The sequence below is a fragment of the Paenibacillus protaetiae genome (genome assembly GCF_004135365.1).
Classification (GTDB): Bacteria; Bacillota; Bacilli; order Paenibacillales; family Paenibacillaceae; genus Paenibacillus_AP; species Paenibacillus_AP protaetiae.
This window is the reverse complement of sequence record NZ_CP035492.1, coordinates 1,499,847-1,519,939: the sequence shown is the minus strand read 5'-3', so window position 1 is coordinate 1,519,939 and position 20,093 is coordinate 1,499,847. Positions and strand designations below refer to the sequence as shown.

Sequence of the window (20,093 nt, the reverse complement as noted above, 5' to 3'; positions counted from 1 at the left end):
TGGTAGATGTCTTCCACAATTAAAGTAGCGGTTATTGGCGCTGCCGGCCGGATGGGGCGCGAAGTTGTCAAAATGGTGCTGGAGGATGAAGCGCTGCAGCTGGTTGCTGCTGTTTCTCCTTCAGCAGGAGCCATTGACGCCGGCGCCTTGGTTGGCAAGCCGAATACTGGCGTCACCGTCAGCGCAACTATCGAGGAAGCGCTGGAACACTCGGGCGCAGATGTTATGGTTGACTTCACGGTTCCCGCGGCCGCTTATCATAACACCAGCACGGCTATCCGATACGGCGTGCGCCCGATTATCGGGACAACCGGGCTGACGCCGGAGCAAATTGAACAGCTGGACAAGCTGTGTAAGGAAAAAGGGATTGGCGGGCTTATCGCTCCGAATTTCTCGATCGGCGCTATTCTAATGATGAAATTTGCGGCGGAAGCGTCCAAATATATGCCTCATGTAGAAATTATCGAATATCACGGCGATCAGAAGCTGGATGCGCCTTCCGGCACTTCGATCAAAACCGCCGAGCTGATTTCGCAAGTGAGACAGGAGCTGCGCCAAGGCAATCCGAACGAGGAAGAAACGATTGAAGGGGCGCGCGGAGGTTACTATAACGGTTTCCGTATACATAGCGTTCGTTTGCCGGGCGTGTTCGCCCAGCAGGAAGTTATTTTCGGCGGATACGGCCAAACGCTTAAAATCCGCCACGATTCGTATGAACGGGCAGGTTATATGCCGGGTGTCAATCTTGCTGTCAAAAAAGTGATGACATACGCCGGCTTAATTTATGGCTTTGAGCATCTGATGGACTAACAGGGGGAATCATCGATGGGGTTGAAAATTGCTTTTATCGCGCATGACCGCAAAAAAGATGAGATGGTAAATTTTGTGACGGCATACGAGCATGTCTTTGTGCCGCATACACTTTATTCGACCGGTACAACCGGCCTTCGAATTATGGAAAGAACGAGCTTGAACATTCATCGCTTTATGTCCGGCCCGCTTGGCGGCGACCAGCAAATTGGCGCGTTAGTTGCGCAAAATGAGATGGATTTGATCATCTTTCTGCGCGATCCGCTGATGGCGCAGCCGCATGAGCCGGATATTACGGCGCTGCTCCGGTTATGCGATGTACAGGGAATCCCTGTCGCAACCAATGTGGCAACTGCCGAGTTGCTGGTCAAATCGCTGGAACGCGGCGATTTCGGATGGCGGGAGCTTGTACATAAATACAAACCGGGAGAACCTTCCTAATGCTTGACATATTAGTATTTGGAGCCCATGCGGATGATGCCGAGATCGGAATGGCCGGTACAATCGCGAAGCATACGGCAAAAGGTTTGCGCGTAGGCGTTTGTGATTTGACTCAAGCAGAGATGTCATCAAACGGCACCGTAGAGCTGAGGCAGCAGGAAGCTGCCTCAGCCGCTGCGGTGCTCGGTCTATATGCACGAACGAATCTACAGCTTCCGGACCGGGGACTTGTTTACAGCCGCGAGCATATCGATGCGATTGTTGCCGAAATTAGGAGGCATCGGCCCCGTATTGTATTTGCGCCTTATTGGGAGGACCGGCATCCTGACCATGTAGCTTGCAGCAAGCTTGTGGAAGAAGCGGTGTTTAACGCAAAGCTGCGCCGTTATATGCCGGAGCTGCCGCCTGTTACCGTAGAACAGCTGATTTATTACTACATCAACGATGCGAAGGACGTTTCGCTTGTTGTGGATATTTCCGAACAGATGGAAACGAAGCGGCAGTCTTTGCTTGCATACCGTTCACAGTTCTCATTAGGCGAAGGCAGCGTAGCGACTCCGCTTACGGACCGCTATATTCAACGGGTAGAAGCAAGGGATATGCTGCTGGGTCAAACCTATGGCACCGGTTTTGCAGAAGGATTTGCGGTGAAACGCCCGCATCCGGTTTCATTTTTTCTATCATAATAACAATCAGAACATTCACAAATGTGTACAGCCATTTCTTGAATAGATTTAGACGTAAGGGATTGCTGACTGAAAGGGGCTGAACAGATGGCCAAGAAGCTGAAGATCGGAATAACCTGTTATCCGACCTTGGGAGGATCCGGCGTTGTGGCTACAGAATTAGGCAAACTGCTGGCTGAGCGCGGACATGAAATTCATTTTATTACACATAGCATTCCGTTCCGGCTTGGACATTTCCATAAAAACATTTTTTTTCATGAAGTGGAAGTGAACGACTATTATGTGTTCCGTTATCCGCCTTATGATCTGTCGCTAGCCAGCAAAATGGCGCAGGTCGCCAAAATGCAGGAGCTTGATTTGCTGCATGTCCATTATGCGGTTCCGCATGCGGTGTGCGCCTATATTGCGAAGCAAATGGCGGGCGATGGCCTGAAGACAGTAACGACGCTGCACGGCACAGATATTACGGTGCTTGCGCAGGACGAATCGCTTAAAGATCTGATCAGGCTGGCGATTAATGAAAGCGATGCGGTAACGGCGGTTTCCGGCGACTTGATTAAAGAAACGAGACAGCTGCTGGACATTACGGCGCCAATCGACTTGACGTATAACTTTGTCGATAAACGGGTTTATTACCCGCGCGACGTTGCGGCTTTGCGCGGCGACTATGCGGCTCCGCACGAGAAAATTTTGATGCATATTTCCAACTTCCGCCCTGTGAAGCGGGTAGGGGACGTCATTGATATTTTCGCGAAAGTGTCGGAGCGGCTGCCGTCAAAACTGCTACTTGTCGGCGAAGGACCGGAACTGACCAAAATACAATGTAAAATCCGCTCCATGGGACTGGAAGATAAGGTGCATTTCTTAGGCAAGCAGGAGGATGTCGCACAAGTGATTTCGCTTGCGGATGTGGTGCTGCTTCCTTCGGAAAAGGAAAGCTTCGGCCTTGTTTCGCTTGAAGCGATGGCATGCGGCGTGCCGACGATTGGTTCTAACGCAGGCGGCATTCCGGAGCTTGTGACGCATGGCGAAACCGGCTTTTTAAGCCCGATCGGCGATGTAGACGGCATGGCTCTTTATGCGGAGAAGCTGCTTACCGATGATGCGCTCCATGACAAAATGAAGCAGGCATGTATTCATCGTGCGCGGACTGAATTTTGCAATGATACGATTACAAGCCAATACGAAAGCATCTATTACCGGGTGCTTGGTATTGAAGCGGATATGCCGCTTGCCACTTGCGCTGAATAAGCCTGTAGGTTTGGCAGCGGCTGGCAGAGAAGGGGAATGGTATGCGAATCGCATTGCCTGAACAAATGTCCGCAGCGCTGCCCGTAATGGACCGGCTTGCTGCGGGCGGCTACGAAGCTGTATTTGTTGGCGGCTGTGTTAGAGATACGCTGCTTGGACGTGCGATCACGGATGTCGACATCGCCTCATCGGCCAAGCCGGAGCAGGTGATGGAACTGTTCGAGCGTACCGTCCCGACCGGCATCCAGCATGGGACGGTTACCGTGCTGCACGGCGAGATGGCTTATGAAGTTACGACATTCCGGGAAGAGTCCGTATACGCCAAACACCGCAAGCCCGAATCGGTTACGTTTATTTCGAGCCTGGAAGGGGACTTGCTCCGGAGAGACTTGACGTTTAACGCTATCGCCTTGCGGTCGGATGGTACGGTGGTGGACCCGTTTGGCGGCATGGATGATCTGAAGAACGGAATTGTCCGTTGTGTCGGGCACGCGGAGACGCGTTATGAAGAGGACGCGCTTCGCATGCTGCGCATGATCCGCTTTACGGCGGAATTCCGTTTCAGGCCTACGTTTGGCACGTGGAAAGCGCTGCTGAAGCAACGTGAATTGCTGAAGCATATTGCGATGGAGCGGGTACGGATGGAGCTCGACAAAATGATAGCCGGCTCATCGCCGGCTATTGCTTTTTGGCTGCTTGCCCGCAGCGGGCTGCTCCATCATGTGAAAGAACCGCTGCCGGCGGCCGTAGTCGCAGTGCTGGATGCCGCCGCAGCGCATCCCGATAGATTAGGCCGGCATGCGGAAGCAATAGAAGCAGTGGACAGGCTGGCGGAATTGGATGACCGCTGGGCTGCTTTGCTCATTCATATGGGGTTGACGCTTGAAGAAGCAGCGGCTGCGATGAAGACGCTTCGTTTCTCAGGCAGCCGCCACACGCATGCCGCGGGGGTGCTGGCTGTTCACCAGGAGGCGCTTCGCTTGCTCGGAACGGCGCGTGAACCTGCTAAGCTGCGTGAAAGCTGGATCGGCATCGTGCTCCGATACGGTGAAGCAACCGCATCCTGCTGGCTCTCCATGAATGAGGCAGGCGCCATAAGCGTTGAGAGAGCGGCTGCCAGCCGTTTCAAACAATGGCTGAACGAGATGCCTGTCTTTAGCGTGAAACAATTAGACATTAACGGCAGGCAGCTGTCCGAGCGGATGGATCGCAAGCCCGGCCCGTGGACGGGTCAGTGGCTGGAGCGTTTGCTATACGAGGTGGCTTGCGGACAACTGGCCAACAATCGGCAGCGGCTGCTGGAGCGCGCTGAAATATGGAATGCAGAGGAAGGTTAAATAACGATGGACAACCATAAACTGCTGGAGCTGTTTGAAGAGCGGGACGGCCAGTTCGTATCCGGCGAAGCCATCAGCCAGGAATTGCATGTAAGCCGGACAGCCGTCTGGAAGCAAATCCGCAAGCTGGAGCTATTAGGATACCAGTTCGAAGCGTCGCGAAAGCTTGGCTACAAGCTGGTGTACAAGCCTGACCGTTTATCGGAAGAAGAGCTTGCGGAGCGGAATAAGGCGCGGAGCTTCGGCCGCTCCGTTACGCTACTGGATGAAGTGGATTCCACACAGGAAATTGCGCGCGCGTTGGCGGAAGAAGATGCTCCGGAAGGCACGCTTGTCATTGCCGAGCAGCAGGTGAAAGGCCGTGGCCGGATGGGGAGAGAATGGGTATCTCCTTCCGGCAAAGGCATTTGGATGAGCATGGTGCTTCGACCGCAGGTGCCGATTCATTTTGCTCCCCAATTGACCCTTGTTACAGCGGTAGCTTTATGCAGAAGCTTGACGCGCGTAACAGGGCTGCAGATCGGCATCAAGTGGCCAAATGATTTGCAAATTAACGGCAAAAAAATTAGCGGTATACTGCTTGAGTCAGCAGCGGAGGATGAACGGCTGCGGTATGTTATCGCCGGCATCGGCATAAGCGCGAATTTGGAAACCGGAGATTATCCGGAAGAGATGCTGGCTAAAGCGACCTCACTCCGGATACAATCGGGCACGGTATATGACCGGACGGCCATTATTGCCGATTTTATGGAGGAATGGGAACAGCTTTATTGGCTTTATCAACGGGAAGGCTTCGAGAAAATTGCGGCGCTTTGGGAAGCGTTGTCGGTTTCGCTTCATCGTCCGGCTGTATTAATTACACCGCAAGGCGTGGTGGAAGGGGTACCGGTAGGCCTTCACAGCAGCGGCGCAATTATTGTGGAACAATCCGACGGCACGCGCGCTGTTGTATTTTCTGCCGATATGGGCGAACCTTCCGCGTGAATCCGTTTACGCCGCGGAAGGTTTCTGCTATGATAGGAAAACAGGCGGTATCCGAAATGGAGCTGCACTGGAGCTGGTTGTAAGCAATAGAGGGTAAATGAACCTTATATTTCTGCTCTGAGCCGTAGGGACCGAGACAGAGGAACACGCCACGTGTGCGCATATGGATGCGGCACGCGATTCGCGTCGAAATAAGGTGGAATATTTTTCCTGCCTTATGATTTACAAACGCACACGTTTCCTTTCAGACCGGAACCTTTTTAGCGGCGGCTAAAAGGTTTTTTTGTGTTTATCCTAAACAAACGAAGGGGATGAAGCATGATGAGGAAACGTCTAACGATAGCTGGGTTGAAGAAGATGAAGCAGGAGCACAAACGGATTTCGATGTTGACGGCTTACGATTACCCGTCCGCCAAGCTGGCTGAAGAAGCGGGAATTGACCTGATTTTGGTGGGCGACTCTTTGGGCAATGTTGTGCTCGGGTATGACACGACAATTCCGGTAACGCTCGAGGACATGATATACCATACGCGTGCCGTAGCCAGAGCGGCGAAAGACACGTTTATCGTCACCGACATGCCGTTTATGACATACGGTATCGGCCGTGAGACTACGCTTCGCAATGCTGCCCGGCTGATGCAGGAAGGCGGGGCGCAGGCGCTCAAGCTGGAAGGCGGCAAAGATATCGCGGCTGAAGTATCGGCGCTTGTGCGGGCCGGCATTCCGGTAATGGGCCACATCGGCTTAACGCCGCAATCGGTTCATCAGCTCAGCGGTTATAAAATCCAAAAAGAAGCGCAAAAGCTGATTGAGGACGCGAAAGCGCTCGAAGAAGCCGGAGCGTTTGCAGTTGTGGTGGAACTGGTTACGGAACCGATATCCGCAGCCATTACAAAAGAATTGTCCATTCCGGTTATCGGTATCGGAGCTGGACGCGAATGTGACGGCCAGGTGCTTGTTTTCCACGATATATTGAAATATTCATCGCCTTATTATGATAAAAAATTTGTCAAAACGTACGCAGACATCGGCACAACGATTCGTGACGCGATCAGCAGTTATGTAAGCGATGTGAAAAATGAAACATTCCCTGCCGAGGAAAATGTATTCGGAGCCGTTACATCCGGCACGGATACGGTTGGCAGCTTGTATGGCGGTTCGGTTTCGGCTGCGGATGCTGCCGATCAATCCGGAACGAAAAAAGAGGAGGCAGCTACACGTGATTTTGTGCAGAACCATTCCTGAGCTGAAAGCTGCTGTCAGCAAATTTAAACGTGAACTGACAGAAGGCGAGACGATCGGTTTTGTCCCGACAATGGGCTATTTGCACGAAGGGCATGCAAGCCTGCTGCGCCGCTCAACCAAGGAAAACCGCTTTACCGTACTCAGCATTTTTGTTAATCCGATGCAATTCGGGCCAAACGAAGATTTGGATAAATATCCGCGCAATGAGGAAAGAGATTTGGCTTTGGCGGAAGCATCCGGCGTGCATGCCGTATTCCTGCCTTCAGTGGAGGAAATGTATCCGAACCGGCCGTTGACCAAAGTGACGGTCAGCCAAGTGACAGAACGTTTATGCGGGGCCTCGCGCCCCGGCCATTTCGACGGCGTTGGGCTGGTTGTCGGGAAACTGTTTCATCTGGTTCAGCCGGACCGGTCTTATTTCGGGATGAAAGACGCTCAGCAGGTTGCGGTCGTACAGCAAATGGTTGACGATTTAAACTTCCCGGTGGAAATTGTTCCTTGCCCGATTGTCCGGGAGCCGGACGGCCTGGCATTAAGCTCGCGCAACGTTTATTTATCGGCGGAGCAAAGGCAGCAGGCGGTTGTATTGTCGCAGTCGCTTGAGCTGGCCAAAAAGTGGCTCGATGAGGGTAAATTAACGCCAAACGAATTGTTGCAGCGTGTACAAAATCACATTACATCTGTTCCGCAAGCGGAAATAGATTATGTGGAGCTGCTTACGTATCCGCGTTTGGAGCAAGTGCCGGCAAATGACCCGATATCCGGCTCTTCGCCGCTTATATTGGCGCTTGCAGTCAAATTCGGCACAACAAGGTTGATTGACAATACCTTGCTTACTTTTGGAGGTTAATACACATGTATAGAACGATGATGAAATCGAAGCTGCATCGGGCGACGGTAACGGAAGCCAATTTGAATTATGTCGGCAGCATTACGATCGACGAAGATTTGATGGATGCAGCCGATTTGCTTGAAAACGAAAAAGTTCAAGTCGTTAACAACAACAATGGCGCCCGTCTGGAAACCTATGTCATAACGGGAGAAAGAGGATCGGGTGTCATTTGTTTGAACGGAGCGGCAGCAAGATTGGTGCAGCCTGGAGATACAGTCATTATTATTTCATATGCAGTCATGTCGAACGAAGAAGCGCAAACGCATAAACCCGTCATTACGATATTGGATAAAAACAACCGTCCGCTGCAAAACTTGACGGAAGAAATCCATGCCACTATTCTGTAAGAAGGGTACAAAGCTTAAACTATCCGCCGTTATGTAACGGCTGGCTGGAAGTATGAAATCCCGGGCCGAAACAAAGAATGAGCATAAACAATCCTCAATCTTTGGCGAAGGCGGGATGCGGAATGTTCCATCATTTATTTGCAGTCATGAATGAAACATTGGATCAAATTATACAGGAGTACAACTCGTCAACGCCCGAGCAGAAAGCAATGCTTGAAGAACAGCTGGCGATGCTGAAGCAGACCAGCGACAGCTTGATTGAACAATGGCTGGTTTTTGAAGAGAAAATGTCCGACTTCAATGATGTTTACCGCGGCCAAGGTCCGGATGCTTGCCCGGATTCTTGCGGGCAGCAGCAAATGGAAGCTTCTGCGGAGCTTGCGCCTGCATGGAGCGAAATGTTGAGCAGCATAAGCGCTGCGGAAGCGGCGCAGCAGACCGATTCTGTCTGGCAGCCGGTTTATCCGGTACCTTCTGCGGGCGGCGATACGCTTCCGCTCCCGGAAGGAACTGCTGAATCGTTTACGGTCGGTCAAGGTTATTATAAATTATTTATGTTTAAGGAAGCGGCTCATTATTTTGAGCAGGCCGAAGCGGGAAGCCCGGAAAGCAATTTGATTCGCCTTTATTTGGGAATGACGTATATGCATTTGCAAAACTGGAACGAAGCGCACCGGCATTTTGTGATGCTTGTTTCCTTAACCGACTTTCCGAAGTGGAAGGCTTTAGGCTATAATGCACTAGGATGTATTCAGGCGATTCGGCTGAATCTGGATTACGCGGAGAAACTTTTTATGAAGGCGTATGAGGTGTTTCCGGACTTTACGGACTCCCTCAGCAACTTGAGGTCATGTAAAGAATCGCCGCAGCAATTATCGTTATTTTTCGGGAGTACCGAGTTATGCTGTTTGTGAGAGGATCGGGAATGGATGAAATTTGCTGTATTGGATTTAGAAACGACAGGGCATAGCGCCGACGATGAAATATTGCAGGTTGGCCTCGTGCTGCTGAACGATGAACTTGAGATGATTGACAGCTTCAGCTCATTCGTCCGGCCAAACATTGCAATTCCTCCTTTCATCACGCAGCTGACGGGAATTGACGCTTCAATGGTGGCAGATGCCCCTGCCGTGGAGGATGTGCTGTTAAAACTCATACCGCTTCTGGACGATGCTGTACTGGTCGCGCATAACGTCGGTTTTGATGCCGGATTTTTAAATCAGGCGCTCGACAAAGCCGGTTATCATACGTTTGGCGGACGAAGACTGGATACGATCGACATGCTGAAGTTTTTGCACCCGTCGATATCGACCTACCAGTTAGGCGCCGTAACCGAACTATTTGGCATCGCACATGACAATCACCATCAAGCGGACAGCGATGCGCTGGCAACAGCGCAGCTGTTCGCGGAACTGGTTACAAAATTAAGGAATTTGCCACTGCTTACGCTGCAGCGGCTTTCCTTGCTTTTAGACAATAGTACGGATCTCGGCTGGTTTGTGCAGATTACGACATACGAAGCGGAGCAGCGAACCGCAGTCGATACGAACGCCTATACTTATTTTAACCAATTTGCACTGAAAGCCGGAGAGTGGATGGATGAAGAGCCTGCGCGTTCGGAGGATGATCCCAATCCGCTTGAGGGAGTATCGTTTGAGCAATATTTGGAGCAGGTGAAACAAAGTTTTGAGGCCCGTTTTAACGGATATGAGGAACGGCCTGCCCAAACCCAGATGTTCCGTGAAGTATACGAATCGCTGCAAAATGATTCCCATCTGCTGATTGAAGCCGGTACAGGAACGGGCAAGTCGATGGGCTATTTAATTCCATCTTTGTATTATGGGATAAAAGAAAGCAAAAAAATCGTCGTCAGCACGCATACCATTAATTTGCAGGAACAGCTCAGGCAGCGGGATATCCCGCTTTTGACCGATATATTGCCGTTTCCGTTTCGGGCATCCATCTTTAAAGGCAGAGGCAACTATTTATGCCTCAGGAAGTTTGAAGGGAAAGTTAATACCAATGATATGGCATCTCCGGTCGAGGATTCGCTTACGGCTGCTCAAATGATCGTATGGCTTGGCGAAACGGAAACAGGCGATCAAGAGGAGCTGAACCTCGGCAATCGCGGCGGCGAATTCTGGTCAACGGTAGCCAGCGACTCCGATTCATGCCTGAACCGCGCCTGCCCGTGGTTTAAGCGTTGTTATTATCATCGTGCGAAACATGAATCAACCATATCGGATGTTTGCATTACGAACCATTCGATGTTGTTCACCGATATTCAGGCCGACCATCGGTTGCTGCCGACTTATCATCATTTGATCGTGGATGAAGCCCATCATGTGGAAGAGGTAGCCGGCAAACATTTGGGCATGCAATTATCTTATTTTACGTTAACGCAAGCCATTGCACGTTTGTACAAAGACAGCCGGACCGGGCTGCTGCATTCGCTCCGCATCCGCTTGTCCGGCGAATTGGATGACCGTTCGCAAGCATGGATCGAGACCATTGATACGCTTATCCCGGCCTTCAATGATATGAAGGAGCAATGGGATAAGCTGTTTGAAATGCTGTACAGCTTTATGGGAGCGGCAGGGGCTGACCATAACGGGGAAAACGGGCAGACGGTATACCGTTTGCGTGCAGAGCAAATGCCATCCGGCTGGGATGATGCGCTGACGATCGAAAACAATCTGCATACCGAGCTTAGCGCCTCCGTCAAAACGATGGAAAAAATGCTGGGCGACATTAAAGAGCGAATGGACGACAACGCCACCCAAGCTTTAATTACGGACTTAAACGGCGCTGTCCGCGATTTGGTCAGAGTCAAAGACGACTTGCGCATCTTTATGAAGATGGAATCCAAATCGCATGTATACTGGCTGGAGGCAAGCACTACGTACAGATACCGTTCGATTCATATGTACGGCGCACCGGTTGATGTCAGCAGCCAGCTGCAGCAGTATTTTTTTGACGTTAAAGACAGCATTGTGCTTACATCCGCTACTTTATCTGTGCAAAAGTCATTCCAATACGTATCGGAACAGCTAGGCCTTGACGGATATGAACAATCCGGACGGCTGCGGACGGTTCAGCTGCCCTCGCCGTTTAATTACCGGGAGCAGGCGCTCGTAATCGTGCCGCGCAATTTCCCGTCGCTCCGAGGGGCTGCAGGTGATCCGCAATTCAATGAAATGCTTATTGATTCGCTTGCCTCAGCGGCAGAAGAAGTGGGCGGCCGCATGCTTGTGCTGTTTACGTCCTACCGGATGCTGAAGCAGATTTATGATCCGTTAAAGCAAAAACTTACAGCGAGCGGCATTCAAGTGATCGGACAAGGAATTGACAGCGGCAACCGGACGAAGCTGACCAAACGATTTACGCAAAATCCGAAGTCGATTTTGCTCGGCACAAGCTCTTTTTGGGAAGGCGTCGATATTCCGGGCGAAGCGCTCACTTGCTTGGCGATTGTAAGGCTTCCTTTCCAGCCTCCAAACCATCCGCTTGTGGAAGCCAAATCGGAGCTGCTCCAGCAGCAGAAGCAAAATCCGTTTATGAAGCTGTCGATCCCGCAAGCCGTCATCCGGTTTAAGCAAGGATTCGGCAGATTGATCCGCACTTCGGAGGATAAAGGAATTGTGCTTTTGTACGATACAAGAGTCATCGACGCGTATTACGGCAAACATTTCTTGTATTCACTGCCAGGACCTAAAATTGAGTCGATGTTTACAGAGCAAATGGTACCCCGTATACGCGAATGGCTGACGTGAGGAGATGATCGCAAATGAAGCAGGAGAAAATATCGGAGGCGGTCGTCCGGCGTTTGCCGACGTATTTGCAGCTGCTGCATGAATTGGACCGGCGAGATGTCGAAACCGTCTCCTCTCAGGAGCTTGGCGACTTGCTTGGGCTTAACCCTGCGCAAATCCGCAAAGACCTCGCTTACTTTGGCGACTTTGGACGCAAGGGCGTCGGATATGACGTTCAAAATTTGATCGGGAACATCCGCAACATATTAAAGCTCAACCAGACGATTAACGTTGCGCTCGTTGGCACAGGCAATCTCGGGCATGCCCTTTGCAACTATAATAAATATTCGCGGGATAACAACTTGAAGATTGTGGCGGTGTTCGATCAACATCCGAACAAAATCGGTACTCAAATCAACAATCTGACCGTTCAGCCGATGAGCGAACTGAAACAGACCGTGGAAGAGCAGTATATCCGCATCGGCATCATTACCGTTCCCGACGATGCTGCGCAAAGCGTCGCCAATCAATTTGTTGAAGCGGGAATCGAAGGCATTTTAAATTTTGCTCCCGCAGTGCTGAAAGTGCCGGACGAAATTCGAGTGCATTACGCCGATTTTACAAGAGAGCTGCTTAGCTTGGCGTTTTATTTGGAAAATGAGAGGAGCAAGACGGAATGAGTCAGTTGTGGATTGAAAACGGGCTGTTTATAACGATGGACAGCGATAAACCGTCTTTCCGTGGACATATGGTCGTATCAAGCGACCGGATCACTTATTTGGGGGAACAGCCTCCAGCCGGGCTGCCGGACGATACGGAACGTTTGGACGGCAGCAAATTGGCTTTTATGCCGGGCTTAATTAATACGCATGGACATGCAGCGATGTCGCTGCTCCGCGGGTATTCGGATGACCAGAATCTGCAAGTGTGGCTGGAGCAAAAAATGTGGCCGATGGAAGCCAAATATGTTGATGCGGATACAAAAGCGGGCACCGCGCTTGCGGTTGCGGAAATGCTGAAGTCGGGCACAACCGCATTTGTGGATATGTACGACCGGATGGACCAGGTTGCACAGGTGACGGAACAATCCGGCATTCGCGGCGTTTTGACGCGCGGCGTAATTGGCTTATGCCCGCCGGAGGTGCAGGAAGCGAAGCTAAGCGAAGCGATTGCTTTTGCCCGCGACTGGAACGGCAAAGCGGACGGCCGTATTACAACGATGATTTCGCCCCATGCGCCGTATACATGCCCGCCGGCTTATATTGAGCGGTTTGTGCAGGCGGCCCATGATTATCAATTGCCGCTGCATACCCATATGTCGGAAACATTAGCCGAAGTCGAGCAAAATGTCCGCGATTATGGCACCCGTCCGGTAGAGCATCTGGACAAACTCGGCTTTTTCAGCCGCCCTTCGCTTGTTGCCCATGCCGTTCATCTAAACGACGAAGAAATCGCGCTGCTCGCAGAACGGGGAGTTGCGGTGTCCCATAACCCGATCAGCAACTTGAAGCTGGCCAGCGGTATTGCACGTGTTCCGGATATGCTGAAAGCCGGCATTACGGTATCGCTTGGCACAGACAGTGCGGCCAGCAATAACAATCTGGATTTGTTCCAGGAGATCAATGCTGCCGCTCTGCTGCATAAAGGAACTTCCGGCGATCCGACGGTTGTGCCTGCGCTGGAAGCGCTGAAGATGGGGACGGTATACGGCGCTAAAGCAATCGGCCAGGAGCAAACGATCGGCAAGCTGCGCACCGGCATGAAAGCCGACTTTATTGCCATTAATATTGACCAGCCGCATTATTATCCTATGACGGATATGGTATCACATCTGGTTTATTCGGGTTCGGGACGTGATGTGAAGCATGTATGGATCGACGGGCGCCAGGTGTTGAAAGACGGATCATGCGTTTATTTGGATGAGGAAAAAATAAAACATGAAGCACAGGCAAGTTTTGAAAGGCTGCTGCACGCCTGATGAGAGCTGCGGAGAGAAAAAATAAACCGGCTATGTCGGTGCAACGCATCATTATGATGGTCGCGATTGTCATTATTGCGCTTGTAACGGCCGCTTTGTTGTATTACCAGTCGATTCAAAAGCCGCTCTGGAATCATGAATCCGATATCGCTGCAAAAGCGCGGGATGAAGCTCAGCTGGTGAAAATCGACGAGATCTACAAGTATGTTTGGGACTCGCCGATGTGGGTTGTAAAAGGCAAGACGGACGCCGGCGACGAGCAATATGTATGGATGGATCAAGACGGCAACGTCGTCCTTACGCTGCAAGCCGCTGAACAGATTTCCAAAGACAGCGTCGTCCAGCTGTTTATGCAGAGCCATTCCGGCGCGTCCATTATTCGTATGCAGCCCGCATATGTTAACAATACGCCGGCTTGGGAAATTTATTTTTCGCAAGACGGCAAATACAGTTATTCCTTTTATTCCTTTCACGACGGCAGCTTTATGGATGAATATCATTTAACCGGGAAAACAGCGTCGTAACTGGCGCTGTTTCCTGTTTTTACACCCGTTCTCTGATAGATCAATATGATATACTCTTCGTATAGCATTTTTGATAGCGGTCTTGATAGATGAGTGATAAGCGGAAAGTTGATCATCTACGGCTGCGGAAGGAGGACGGGCTGCTTATGTTGTCTAAACGCGTGCTTGCAGTTGTGTTGACGGTTGCCGCCTCAGTTACAATATTGTTTGGAGGCTGGTTTTTGTACGAGCGTTCGGTTGTTGCAGCGCCATTGCAAAAAGCGATTAACAGTTCGGATGGAATTGTGGAAGCCGGCAAGCCGGATATTACAGCCGGTTCCGTAAAAATAAAAGTAAAGCTTGCTCCGGACGCCAACCTGCGTTCCGTATATGAAACGATCTATAAAGAAAGCCGCGATGTAATTGGCAATCGTGAGCTGAAACTGGATATTGACCAGAACGGCAGCGCAGCATTGGACGAAGCGTGGTCGTCCGCTTTATTTGCGGTAGCAGAAGCGATGGAAACTAAACATTATTCGGAAATTCCTGCGGCATTATCCGATCTGTCCTCGCATCATACAGGAATTAAAGCAACATCGGAGATGGATGATAAAAACGTATATATTACGTTAAAGCAAGGGGATTTGACCAAATATATCGTATTGCCGCGCACTCCGGCCCAAATGGAGGCGTGGTCTAATGCGTAAATACGTGAAAGAAATTTTGCTTAGTTTTGCGGTCGTTTTGCTGCTGTTTTTGGCCTATACCGGAATTAACATTGTGCCGGTCCTGCTGGCGGGAGCCTTGGCGGCTGTTGTGACGGTTGCGGCCAAAGGCAGAGGCGGCCTGGTTCCGATTGCAAGCCGTAAAAACGGGACGAGCCGCTATGTGTCGTCCTTTTCATTTGACCAAATTGGCGGACAGGACCGGGCCAAACAGGAAATCATCGAGGCTCTTGATTTCATTATGAAGCCGGATGCGATTTCAAAGCTTGGCATTCGTCCGTTGAAGGGTATTCTGCTGGCGGGGCCGCCGGGAACCGGCAAAACGCTGCTGGCGAAAGCGGCTGCCCATTACACCGACTCGGTATATTTGGCTGCCTCAGGCAGTGAGTTCGTAGAGATGTATGTAGGCGTAGGCGCAAGCCGTATCCGTGATTTGTTTAAGGAAGCCCGCCAGAAGGCGAAAAAAGCGGGAAAAGGCAGTGCCGTTATTTTTATAGACGAAATTGACGTCATCGGCGGCAAACGCGACGGCGGCCAGCAGCGCGAATATGACCAGACGTTAAATCAGCTGCTGACAGAAATGGACGGGATTCACGGCAGCGATACGCCGCGTATTCTGCTCATTGCCGCGACGAACCGGAAAGATTCGCTTGATCCCGCTTTGCTGCGTCCGGGCCGCTTCGACCGCCATATTACAGTGGATTTGCCGGATAAAAAAGGGCGTCTTCATATCTTGAATCTGCATGCCGCGAACAAACCGCTGGACACGAGCGTTAATTTGGAACGAATTGCTTCGGAGTCGTTTGGCTTCTCCGGCGCGCAGCTGGAAAGCGTCATGAATGAAGCGGCTATTTATGCGATGCGGGAACAATCCGCTGTCATCGGCGAGCATCATCTGGCGATGGCTATCGACAAAGTGATGATGGGTGAAAAAACCGACCGCGAATCGACACGCGAGGAGCGGGAGCGCGTTGCGCTGCATGAATTGGGCCATGCCATCATGGCGGAGCTTGTTCGCCCGGGCAGCGTTTCGCATGTGGCATTATCGCCGAGAGGCCAGGCGCTTGGTTATGTCCGCCATAACCCGCAGCAGGACCATTATTTATACACGCGCGATTTCCTGGACAATCAAATTATGATCGCGCTGGGCGGCGCAGCAGCTGAAGAAATCTTTTACGGCGGGCGCAGCACAGGGTCCCGGGGCGATTTTGACCAGGCGATGAATATCGTGCGCACACTGGTTGAATCGGGATTGACCGAGCTGGGCATCATTGATTCGCAAATGATGACGCCGGATGCTTGGGCGAAAATTAACCGTTCGATCTTGGATCAGCTTATGGACCGGACAAAAACGATGCTTGAGGAACGCCGGTCCGTGTTTGAGCATGCGCTGGCTATTGTTATCCGGGAGGAAACACTGACCGGCGACGAATTTAGAAGTTTGCTTGAGCAGCAGGATATGGCAAAAGCATGTACAGTGGTGTAAAAAACAAAGGGGCGGGCAGCTCGCCCGCCTTCTTTTATGATTTCAAAAAAGGTATAATAGATATGCCTTACATAGAGGCAACCCGTAAATCGAAGGCATAGATAGACCATACTGGGATATGCAGCCATACACAAAGGAGAGAGTTTTACCCTATGGCAATGAAAAAAATCGGGGTAGTCGGCGTTGGAACGATGGGCCAAAGCATCGCGGAGATGCTCGCTTCAAACGGACTGGATGTCTGCCTTGTGGAAAAAAGCGCAGAGCGGCTTGAACACGGCTATCAAATGATCGAGCAAAGCCTCGATAAAAAAATAGAGAAATGGGCATTAACGCTTGCGGAGAAGAAACTGATCATGAATCGCATCCACAAAGCGGAAGACTACTTGGAATTGCAGCATTGCGATCTTGTCATTGAGTCCATTACTGAAGATTTGCTTATTAAAAAAGCCGTCTTTCAAGATTTGGACCGCATTTGCGCGCCAAATGTCATTCTGGCCAGCAATACGTCATCGCTAAGTTTGACGGAAATCGCAAGCGCCACCGTGCATCCGGAGCGGGTGATCGGCATGCATTTTATATATCCGGCTTCCAAGGTGGATTTGGTTGAATCGGTGCGCGGCTTGCGCACATCCGAAGAAACTTATCAATCCATCAAAAATTTTGTGGAAGAAATTATTCATAAAAAAAATATTATGGTTTTTGAATCGCCTGGTTTTGTCACAAGCCGGCTTATTTGTCTCTTTATCAATGAAGCGCTCCATGTACTGGAGGAAGGCGTCGCTTCCGCGGAGGACATCGACACCGCGATGCGGATCGGCTATTCGTTCCAGCACGGCCCGTTCGAAATGGCTGACCGGTTTGGACTGGATGCTGTGCTTGCCGCGCTGGACGGCATGTTCCGGGAATACGGCGAGCTGAAATACCGTCCGTCCATCATACTTAAAAAGATGGTTCGGGCCGGCCAGCTGGGCGTAAAATCAGGAACGGGATTTTTTAAATACGATATGGATGGGGATCGGTTACAGTGAAAATATTAGTCATCAATGCAGGAAGCTCCTCCTTGAAATATCAGCTGTACAATATGACAGACGAAACCGTATTGGCAAGCGGAAGGGTAGAACGGATCGGAATGGATTCGTCCATCGTTACGCATGAGCCTGCCGATAAGCCGGAAGTCCGCCATGTAAGCGAAATATTGGATCATACGACTGCCGTCAAGCGTGTTATCGATATGCTGACTGATGCAGAGCATGGCGTTCTTCACAATATGAATGAAATTGATGCAGTAGGGCATCGTATCGTCCATGGCGGCGAGACGTTCAAAGATTCGGTAGTTGTCAATCAGGAAGTTAAATTGGAGATCAAGCGTCTGTTCGACCTTGCTCCGCTTCATAACCCTGCCCATATGATGGGCATCAATGCCGTTGAAGCGAACTTGCCGAATGTGCCGCAAGTTGTCGTATTTGATACTGCTTTCCATCAGACGATGCCTAGAACGTCTTATTTATATCCGATTCCTACGGTCTTATACAATCGCCATAAAGTACGCCGCTACGGATTTCACGGTACATCCCATAAATATGTGAGCAGCCAGGCATCGGCTTTTTTAGGCCAGCCGCTGGAGCAGCTGAAGATGGTTAGCTGCCATATCGGCAACGGCGCAAGCTGCACCGCGATATTGGACGGCAAGTCGTTTGATACGAGCATGGGCATGACCCCGCTGGAAGGCTTGATGATGGGCACGCGCAGCGGCGACTTGGACCCTGCTATTGTGCCCTATGTGATGAACAAGGAAGAGCTGACGCTTAACGAAGTTAACTCCATGCTGAACAAACATAGCGGCATGCTGGCCGTATCCGGCTTGAGCAGCGATATGCGCGAGGTCGAGCAGGCGATGAACGAAGGCGACAGCCGCGCGAAGCTTGCTTTTGACATGTATGTATACAGGCTTCGCAAATATATCGGCGCTTATGCAGCCGGAATGAACGGCATTGATGTGCTCCTGTTTACGGCCGGTGTCGGTGAAAATTCTTCAACGCTCCGTCGTGCGGTGTGCGAAGGCTTGACTTTCCTTGGCATTGAGCTGGACGAAGAACGCAACTCGGTACGCAGCAAAGAAACGCGTTATATATCGGCTGATTCATCCAAAGTGAAAGTGCTGGTCGTGCCGACTAACGAAGAGCTGCTTATTGCTCGTGATACGTATGAACTGGTGCAGCGCAAACAAAACAGCTAGGCAGAAAGGATGGCGAATACGTTGAGCAATGAGATGTGGAAGGCGTATTCGCGCGGAATGGCTGCGGCAATGAAGGAAGGGAGCATTCAAGTGCATGCTCTCCTTCTTCAATCTTACCGGCTGCTTGGCCTTACGGATACGGAGGTTATGCTGCTGCTGCAGATCATGCTGTATGCGGAGCGTGAATATATTGATTTTCCGACTCCTGAGCAGCTGGCGGAACGGATGGGCACTTCTCCGCTTGCGGTGACCCAAATGCTGAGCCGGCTGCTTAAAGAAGGCTTCTTGTCAATTGAAGACGAGCAGGATGCGGAGACGGGTATTCAGTCGGAACGTTACAGCCTGGACGGCTGGCTGCTGAAAGCTGCCGAATGGTCTGCAGCCAGCAGACGGGAATCCAAAAAAGCAGAGCGGAAACCAGCGGCTGTCAAGCCGGCTGATCCGCAAAATTTGTTTGCGGTCTTCGAGCAGGAGTTCGGGCGACTCTTATCGCCGATGGAATGCGAGACGATCAGCGGCTGGTTGGATGAAGACCGGTATTCCGATGAAATTATCCGGTTTGCTTTAAAGGAAGCGGTATTTGCAGGCAAATTAAATATTCGCTATATTGACCGTATATTGCTGGAATGGAGCCGCAACCGCGTTACCAATGCCGAAGAAGCACGCGCGCATGCGCAAAAGTTCAGAACAGGAAGAAGCTAGGCCACTAGAGCCTAGCTTCTTTTTTTGACCGATTGGGGCATTAACGATGCTGTCGCTAAATTACGACATCCCTTTTTTAAGCAGCTCCAAGCGATACACATATTCAAAAATAAATTCAAACGCTTCGATATGGCGCTTCGCTTCGAACGCATTGGCGCCCCAGGCGTAGATGCCGTGCTTGCGCAGCAAAATGCCGGGCACGCCGGGCTGCAGCCGTTCGGTTACTTCCGGCACGATTTTGGAAATGTCGGCGAAGTTGGACACGATCGGGATTTCGATATGCGCTTCCTCTTCCCAGTTATTTAATCCTTTAATAAGCTCAACACCGTCTACCGGAACCGATTTGCGGTCCCAGAAATATTCGGAGATCACATTATTAAATACGGAATGGATATGGAAGATGGCGCCTGCACCGGTCAGGCGGTAAATTTCGCAATGAATGAGCGTTTCCGCAGAAGGGCGGAGGTTCGTTTTCTCGCATGCTTGACCATGCTTATCCACAAACAGGAAATCTTCCGGCGTATTGACCGTTTTATCTTTGCCGCTTGCCGTAATGGCGAAATAAAACTGCTCAGGGTCGAAATCGCCGATCCGTACGGACAAATTGCCGCTTGTACCCGGGAACCAGCTGCGGGATGCAAACAATTGCTTGACGTCCCGCAGCTCATCAAACGACTGCTGTTTTTGTTCCAGCGTAAATTGCTCAAAGCTGCTCATT

The 20,093-nt window shown here is 51.0% G+C and carries 20 protein-coding genes; 19 read left to right on the top strand and 1 reads right to left on the bottom strand.

What is annotated here, in order from left to right; all coding sequences use genetic code 11:
- Positions 1-6: 6 nt before the first annotated feature.
- The 19 genes from dapB (at position 7) to ET464_RS06655 (ending at position 19,375) form a co-directional block, all read left to right on the top strand.
- Positions 7-810, top strand: a complete 804-nt coding sequence (gene dapB / locus ET464_RS06745; RefSeq protein WP_129439411.1) for a 4-hydroxy-tetrahydrodipicolinate reductase — start codon at positions 7-9, stop codon at positions 808-810.
- 15 nt (positions 811-825) lie between these two features.
- On the top strand, positions 826-1,251 hold the full coding sequence (mgsA, locus tag ET464_RS06740; RefSeq protein WP_129439409.1) for a methylglyoxal synthase: 426 nt from the start codon (positions 826-828) through the stop codon (positions 1,249-1,251).
- Positions 1,251-1,937 carry a bacillithiol biosynthesis deacetylase BshB1 gene (gene bshB1, locus ET464_RS06735; RefSeq protein ID WP_129439407.1) on the top strand — a complete coding sequence of 229 codons (687 nt, stop codon included), beginning with the start codon at positions 1,251-1,253 and terminating at the stop codon, positions 1,935-1,937. The genes mgsA and bshB1 overlap by 1 nt, the downstream gene beginning before the upstream one ends.
- Positions 1,938-2,024: 87 nt before the next feature.
- Positions 2,025-3,188, top strand: a complete 1,164-nt coding sequence (gene bshA / locus ET464_RS06730; protein ID WP_129439405.1) for an N-acetyl-alpha-D-glucosaminyl L-malate synthase BshA — start codon at positions 2,025-2,027, stop codon at positions 3,186-3,188.
- A 41-nt stretch (positions 3,189-3,229) separates the two neighbouring features.
- Complete coding sequence (locus ET464_RS06725) at positions 3,230-4,525, top strand: CCA tRNA nucleotidyltransferase (RefSeq protein WP_129439403.1); 1,296 nt, start codon at positions 3,230-3,232, stop codon at positions 4,523-4,525.
- Between the two features lie 6 nt (positions 4,526-4,531).
- On the top strand, positions 4,532-5,509 hold the full coding sequence (locus ET464_RS06720) for a biotin--[acetyl-CoA-carboxylase] ligase (protein WP_129439401.1): 978 nt from the start codon (positions 4,532-4,534) through the stop codon (positions 5,507-5,509).
- Between the two features lie 321 nt (positions 5,510-5,830).
- Positions 5,831-6,754, top strand: coding sequence for a 3-methyl-2-oxobutanoate hydroxymethyltransferase (gene panB, locus ET464_RS06715; RefSeq protein ID WP_208543930.1), 924 nt, complete (start codon positions 5,831-5,833; stop codon positions 6,752-6,754).
- Positions 6,729-7,604 (top strand): pantoate--beta-alanine ligase, encoded by an 876-nt coding sequence (gene panC / locus ET464_RS06710; protein ID WP_129439397.1) that lies wholly within the window; start codon positions 6,729-6,731, stop codon positions 7,602-7,604. The genes panB and panC overlap by 26 nt, the downstream gene beginning before the upstream one ends.
- Positions 7,605-7,609: 5 nt before the next feature.
- Entirely contained in the window at positions 7,610-7,993 is a 384-nt protein-coding gene (gene panD, locus ET464_RS06705; protein ID WP_129439395.1) for an aspartate 1-decarboxylase, read from the top strand.
- Between the two features lie 122 nt (positions 7,994-8,115).
- A complete protein-coding gene (locus ET464_RS06700) occupies positions 8,116-8,907 on the top strand; it encodes a tetratricopeptide repeat protein (RefSeq protein WP_165279932.1) in 792 nt (263 codons plus the stop codon).
- Positions 8,908-8,922: 15 nt separating this feature from the next.
- On the top strand, positions 8,923-11,766 hold the full coding sequence (dinG, locus tag ET464_RS06695; RefSeq protein WP_129439391.1) for an ATP-dependent DNA helicase DinG: 2,844 nt from the start codon (positions 8,923-8,925) through the stop codon (positions 11,764-11,766).
- A gap of 14 nt (positions 11,767-11,780) precedes the next feature.
- Positions 11,781-12,425, top strand: coding sequence for a redox-sensing transcriptional repressor Rex (locus ET464_RS06690; RefSeq protein ID WP_129439389.1), 645 nt, complete (start codon positions 11,781-11,783; stop codon positions 12,423-12,425).
- Positions 12,422-13,723 (top strand): amidohydrolase, encoded by a 1,302-nt coding sequence (locus tag ET464_RS06685; RefSeq protein ID WP_129439387.1) that lies wholly within the window; start codon positions 12,422-12,424, stop codon positions 13,721-13,723. The genes ET464_RS06690 and ET464_RS06685 overlap by 4 nt, the downstream gene beginning before the upstream one ends.
- Before the next feature lie 32 nt (positions 13,724-13,755).
- Positions 13,756-14,247 carry a cell wall elongation regulator TseB-like domain-containing protein gene (locus tag ET464_RS06680; protein ID WP_129439384.1) on the top strand — a complete coding sequence of 164 codons (492 nt, stop codon included), beginning with the start codon at positions 13,756-13,758 and terminating at the stop codon, positions 14,245-14,247.
- Positions 14,248-14,393: 146 nt separating this feature from the next.
- Positions 14,394-14,933, top strand: a complete 540-nt coding sequence (locus ET464_RS06675) for a hypothetical protein (RefSeq protein WP_129439382.1) — start codon at positions 14,394-14,396, stop codon at positions 14,931-14,933.
- Positions 14,926-16,437: an AAA family ATPase gene (locus tag ET464_RS06670; protein ID WP_129439380.1), complete on the top strand. Its 1,512-nt coding sequence runs from the start codon at positions 14,926-14,928 to the stop codon at positions 16,435-16,437. The genes ET464_RS06675 and ET464_RS06670 overlap by 8 nt, the downstream gene beginning before the upstream one ends.
- 152 nt (positions 16,438-16,589) lie before the next feature.
- The gene (locus ET464_RS06665) at positions 16,590-17,465 is read left to right on the top strand and encodes a 3-hydroxyacyl-CoA dehydrogenase family protein (protein WP_129439378.1); all 876 of its coding nucleotides are present in this window, start codon (positions 16,590-16,592) and stop codon (positions 17,463-17,465) included.
- Entirely contained in the window at positions 17,462-18,673 is a 1,212-nt protein-coding gene (locus tag ET464_RS06660; protein WP_129439376.1) for an acetate/propionate family kinase, read from the top strand. Before ET464_RS06665 ends, ET464_RS06660 begins: the two co-directional genes overlap by 4 nt.
- Before the next feature lie 21 nt (positions 18,674-18,694).
- Positions 18,695-19,375, top strand: coding sequence for a DnaD domain protein (locus ET464_RS06655; RefSeq protein ID WP_129444159.1), 681 nt, complete (start codon positions 18,695-18,697; stop codon positions 19,373-19,375).
- 60 nt (positions 19,376-19,435) lie between these two features.
- On the opposite strand, the gene mtnB is transcribed toward ET464_RS06655, so the two are convergent.
- Positions 19,436-20,092 (bottom strand): methylthioribulose 1-phosphate dehydratase, encoded by a 657-nt coding sequence (gene mtnB / locus ET464_RS06650; protein WP_129439374.1) that lies wholly within the window; start codon positions 20,090-20,092, stop codon positions 19,436-19,438.
- Position 20,093: the final 1 nt, after the last annotated feature.